This is a genomic window from Amycolatopsis sp. NPDC005961 (assembly GCF_040629235.1).
Taxonomy (GTDB): Bacteria; Actinomycetota; Actinomycetes; order Mycobacteriales; family Pseudonocardiaceae; genus Amycolatopsis; species Amycolatopsis camponoti.
Genome location: NZ_JBEXVF010000150.1, coordinates 1 through 5203 on the forward strand (window position 1 = coordinate 1; position 5203 = coordinate 5203).

4 protein-coding genes are annotated in these 5203 nt (G+C 69.2%); all 4 read right to left on the reverse strand.

What is annotated here, in order from left to right; all coding sequences use genetic code 11:
• Positions 1-108: 108 nt before the first annotated feature.
• Positions 109-1731, reverse strand: a complete 1623-nt coding sequence (locus ABZ342_RS48800) for an alkaline phosphatase family protein (protein ID WP_360488898.1) — start codon at positions 1729-1731, stop codon at positions 109-111.
• 30 nt (positions 1732-1761) lie between these two features.
• Positions 1762-2988, reverse strand: coding sequence for a Dyp-type peroxidase (locus ABZ342_RS48805; RefSeq protein ID WP_360488900.1), 1227 nt, complete (start codon positions 2986-2988; stop codon positions 1762-1764).
• Positions 2985-4142 (reverse strand): EfeM/EfeO family lipoprotein, encoded by a 1158-nt coding sequence (locus tag ABZ342_RS48810; RefSeq protein ID WP_360488902.1) that lies wholly within the window; start codon positions 4140-4142, stop codon positions 2985-2987. The genes ABZ342_RS48805 and ABZ342_RS48810 overlap by 4 nt, the downstream gene beginning before the upstream one ends.
• A 213-nt stretch (positions 4143-4355) precedes the next feature.
• Positions 4356-5135, reverse strand: coding sequence for an SRPBCC domain-containing protein (locus ABZ342_RS48815; RefSeq protein WP_360488904.1), 780 nt, complete (start codon positions 5133-5135; stop codon positions 4356-4358).
• Positions 5136-5203 lie beyond the last annotated feature (68 nt).

The window sequence follows — 5203 nt, forward strand, 5'->3', positions numbered from 1 at the left end:
TCGGCATCCACCAGCCGGTCATCGACCGCCTGCTGACCGAGCACGCGATCGAAGCCGGCGCCGAAATCCGGCGCGTTGGAACCCTGTTTCTCACTCACGACGGGTTTGCTAGCGGTGCGTCACGGCACCGGTCTTCGGGTCGAGCGTGACCGCCTTCGCCTGCGGCCACCAGAAGTCGAACATCCCGTTCATCGACCCCGCGCGGGAGTCGAAGGACGAGTCGCCGATCCGGCCGGCGAACCAGTTGTCCTCGATGAACTTCAGCACCGAGGTCTGGTCCGTCTGCGTGTGGTCGACGTGGTTCACCTTGCTGTACGGCGAAACCACCAGGAGCGGCAGCCGCGGGCCGTAGCCGCAGCGGTCCGCGTAGGAGCCCACCTTCGTCGGCTTGCCCGTGCACACCGCCTGGTCCTGCGCGGCGTCGTGCGAGCCGTTGACGATCTGCGACGACGCGTGGTCGTACCAGCCGTCGGAGTCGTCGTAGGCCAGGACGATGGCGGTCGACTTCCACTCCGGGGACTGCTGGATCTTGTTGATCTCGCCGACCACGAACTGCTGCTCGTCCAGCGGGTCCGAGTACCCCGCGTGGCCGTCCTGGTACTCCGGTGCCTTCAGGAAGCTCACCGCGGGCATCGAGCCGGCCTTGAGCGCGGCGTCGAAGTCCGAGGTGTCGTACTGGTGGTTCGCGCGGTCGGTCTGGCCGATCGCCTGCACCGAGGACGGCGGGAGGTGCTTCGGGTTCGCCGTCGACGGGTAGTACTGGAACGGTTCGTGGTGCGGGCTGTAGTCGACGACCGCGTTGCCACCGACGTTGGTGTGGGTCTGGCCGCAGACCGCGTAGCCGTTCGCCGACCCGGTCGGGCGGAAGCCGCCCTGGAACCAGCCCCACGTCACGTGGCGCTGGTTGAGCAGGTCACCGATGTTGCGGCCGTGCATGGTGGCCAGGTTGTCCTTGCTCGTGTGGTTCTTGCCCGAGCAGTCGTCCCACGCCGGGTCCGGGTCGTTGATGACCGTGCCGACGCCGTTCGCGTCCGGCGAGGACACCACGTAGGCGTCGCTGACCGGCTCGTGCGTCACCGGGTCGACCGCTCGGCCGCCGTGGGTCTGGCCGGAGATCAGGTTCAGCGCGCCCGGCGTGGACGGGCCGAACACCGTGTTGAACGAGTTGTCGTTCATCGAGTAGTGCTGCGCGTAGTTCCACATGCCGGTGACGGTGTTGCCGTCGTAGTAGTCCATCACCAGGCCGGGCTCGCCGAACAGCACCGGCTGGCCGGTGCACTTGTCCGTCTCGGTCTTCTCGACGAACTTGTCCATCTTGCCGCCGTTGAAGGCGGCCTGCTCGGCGCCGTAGTTGTGGTTCTGGTCGCAGGTCATCGCCTGCTCGTGCGTGAGCCGCTTCGGGTTGTACGCGTTCGGGTTGTTCGTCAGCAGCTTCTTGTCGAGGCCGTTGACCTTCGGGGTGTTGCGCGCGGCGGTGAACGGGGTGCCGTCGGTGTTGGCCGCGTTCGGGTAGGTGCCGAAGTAGTGGTCGAACGAGATGTTCTCGCCGAAGATGACCACGACGTGCTTGATCGGCGTCGAGGTCGGGAGCCACTGCGCCGGGAAGGTGTGCAGCGGCTGGGCTTCCGCGGTGGTCGCCGCGGATCCGGTGACGATGGCCAGCGTGGCCACCGAGGCGAGGGCCCCGGCGCCGAGCAGGCCACGCCGTCGCCGGCGGGTTCTCTTGTCCACAGTGGATTCCTTTCGTGGTGGGTTCGCCGGTCAGGCGAGCAAAGAGCGGCCGAAGTGGTCATCCGGCCCGGTGACGCCCGGGAGCGCGAAGAAGTAGCCGCCGCCGAACGGGGAGATGTAGTCGGTGAGGGGTTCGTCGGCCAGCCGCGTCTGGACCGCTTCGAACTGGCGCTCCAGGTCCTGCTGGTAGCAGACGAAGATCAGGCCCATGTCGAGGTTGCCGTTGCTGTCGATGCCGCGGTCGTAGTTCACCGCGCGGCGCAGGATCCGGCTGGCGTCGGTCTCCGGCGTGCGCGGGTTGGCCTTCCGGATGTGGCTGGTCAGCGGGATCACGGTGCCGATCGGGTCGTCGGCGTAGCGGGGGACGTCGGTCTCCTCGGTGCCGTCGAGCGGAGCGCCGGTGTCGCGGCGGCGGCCGAACATGTTCTCCTGCTCGGCCAGCGAGACCCGGTCCCAGAACTCGACGAGCATCCGGATCAGCCGGACGACCTGGTAGCTGCCGCCCTCGGCCCACGCGGGTTCGCCCGCTTTCGTCCACACTCGACTGTCTGCTTCGGACACTTCCGGGTTCGAGATGCCGTCCTTGAAGCCCATCAGGTTGCGCGGAGTGCCTGTCGGCCGCGGCGGGGAGCTGAAGCCGTTGAGCTTCCAGCGCAGCTGCATGCCGCCGCGGGTCGCGCGGGCGATGTCGCGCAGGGCGTGCAGGACGGTGTCGGTCGAGTTGGCGGACAGCGTGAGGCTGAGGTCACCGTGGCACTGGGCGGGATCGAGGGCGTCGTTCGCGAACGTCGTCATCGGCTTCAGCCTGGCGGGCTTGAGCTTCGCGAGCCCGTACCGCTCGTCGAACAGCGACGCGCCGACACCGAGGATCACGCCCAGATCCCCACCGGGCACCACGGGCCCGAGAACCCCGGAGTCGGCGGGTGGAGCGGTGATCCCCAGGGCGGCGGGTGCCCCGCCCCCGGTGAGAAACCGCGCCCGATCGGTGACGGCGCGGAAGAGGTCGGCCAGCTCGGTTTTGGACTCGGCGACGACATCGAAGGAGGCGACGATCGTCTGGGTCGGCGGGACCCGGAGGATGGCGGCTTGGTTTTTGCCGTGGAAGGCAACGGGAGCGGTGCTGTCGGTGGTGGTGGCACCGGAGGAAGCACCGAGCCCGGCCCCGGCGGCAACGGTGAGGCCCGCACCCACCGCGGCCCGGCGGAGGAAGGAGCGGCGGGGGACACCGGTCGCGTGCGGCACGGGGCAGTCGGTCACGAGACCCTCCTCGGCTCCGCGATCGCGGCGATCGGGGCCAGCAGCTCCGTCAGCTCGCTCACGTCGGCGTTCAGCTTCTGCCTCTCCTTCTGCGGCAGCTCCGCCAGCGGTGTCCAGCTGCCGTCCGGCCGGTGGGCCGCGTCCAAAGTGGTCTGGGTGCGGGTCAGCCAGCTGTCCACCTTGGACAGATCCGGGTACCTCGGCGCCAGCAGCGGGCGGAGTACGTCCAGCACCGCGCGGGTGCCGTCGAGGTTCGCGCGGGCCGTGGCCAGGTTGGTGCCGCTGCCGTAGTCCGTGCGGCCCGTCAGTTCGAACTGCAGCGTGTTCTCCATGATCTCGTGCGCGCGCAGGCCGAGGTCGTTGCCGTCGACCTGGCTCTCGGCGAACGACGCCTGCAGCGCGCGGGCGTCGGTGTCCAGCTGGTCGGCCGTCGCGCCGAGCGCGGGCAGGTCCTCGGCGTGCCACAGGCCCTGCTCGAGGCGGTGGAAACCGGTGAAACCCGGGTCCGACGTGCCGTTCGGGAGGCCGTCCGCGGTGCCGTTGATGGCGCCGTCCGAGTCGCCGAACGCGTCGTACGCCGCGCCCAGGCGCTCGTAGGTCAGGTGGGCCGTCAGCCACGCCGTCTCGCTCGCCGCGCGGTCGCCGCCGTGGACGGCGCTCTTCAGCGCGCCCGTGTTCGTGACCAGCTCGGCGAGCCCCGTAGTGACGTGCTGCTGGTAGGCCTTGAGCGGCCCGAGCAGGTCGTTGTGCGTCACCGGCGCGACGCCCGGGCCGGTCCGCTCCGCCCCGCCGCTGACCTGCACGGCCGGCCCGACGATCGCGCCCGCGTCCTCGGGCAGGCAGCGGAATGCGTAGCTGCCGTTTCCGAGGTTGACCTGCAACGGCCGGGTGGTCGCCGCGCCGAGGCCCTCGACCTCGCCGTAGATCACGCCGGTCGCCGGGTCGATCAGGTCGACCTCGGCCGTCACCGATCCGGTGTTGTGCAGGCGGAACGTCTGCGGCCCGGGCTTCGGTTCCGACCAGCCGGTGCCGCACGACGAGCGCGACACCGCGATCTCCGGGTCGCCGGCGGCCGCGCTGTCCGGCCAGAACGCCACGACGGCTCCCGCCGCGACGGCCACGACCACGGCCGCCACGATCCAGCGGCTACGCACTGACCCCGGCACGCACACTCTCCCGTCACTCGATCGGACCATCACCGGTCACGGATTATGCGAGCCTATCGCCCGGAAAACCGCATCGGATGCCGTCGAAATGAGGGAATTCACCGGGACTTCAACCGGTCGCCCACGAAAGGGGGAGAAATCAGACGTTTCCCTGTGCCAGATCTGTCTGTTTGGGACGGTTGGTCCGGTTGGTTCGGTTGGTCACGGCAGCGGAGATCCCGTCTCCAGCAGCGTCTTCAGGCTCGACAGCAGTGCCGGCCAGCCCTGGCTGCACATCGCCATGACCGTGCTGTCCGGTTCGAAGCCGTCGTGCAGCACCGTCAGCTTCACGGTCTCCCCCTGCGGTTCGAGCGTGAAAGTGACCTTCGACCGACCTTCCGCCTGCAATTCGGCCAGTGTTTCCGCGTCGATCCCGTTTCCGTCCGCCCATTCCTGGGTGAACGTGTGCCAGGTGTAGGAAAGCCGCCGGTACGGGTCCGATTCGAGCACGACCTGGTCGGGGTGGCTCGTTTTCGCGCCGCTTTCCGCCCAGGTCATCGGCGAGCCCTTCGTCCAGTCGGTTTCGAAAGCGACGCCCCAGTACTGCCGGGTGAACGCCGGTTCGGTAAGCGCTTGCCAGAGCTTTTCCGGGGTCGTGCTGATGTAGGTGGTGTACGCGAATTCGTTCACGGGTTCGGACTCCAAGGCTCGTTTCAGATCGGCCAGCGCGCCGGCCCGCCGCCGGTCGTAGCGGGTCATCCAGCGCTCGGCGATCGCGTTGATCGGCGCGGCGTCGAGGTGGTGCAGCTTTTCGCGGCCGCGCCAGGTCGTCGTGACCAGTCCGGCCGCTTCGAGCACGGCCAGGTGCTTGCTGACCGACTGACGGGCCATGTCCAGGCCTCCGCACAGTTCGCGCAGGGTCTGGCCGTTGCGCTCGTTGAGCACGTCCAGCAGCTGACGGCGGCTGGGGTCGGCCCCGCTGCTGGCCGGGCCCGCGTTCACCGTCGGCGGCGTCGTGATCAGCCAGGTCACGGTGGTCACCGTCGCGCTGGCCGTGCTGGTGGCGCTCG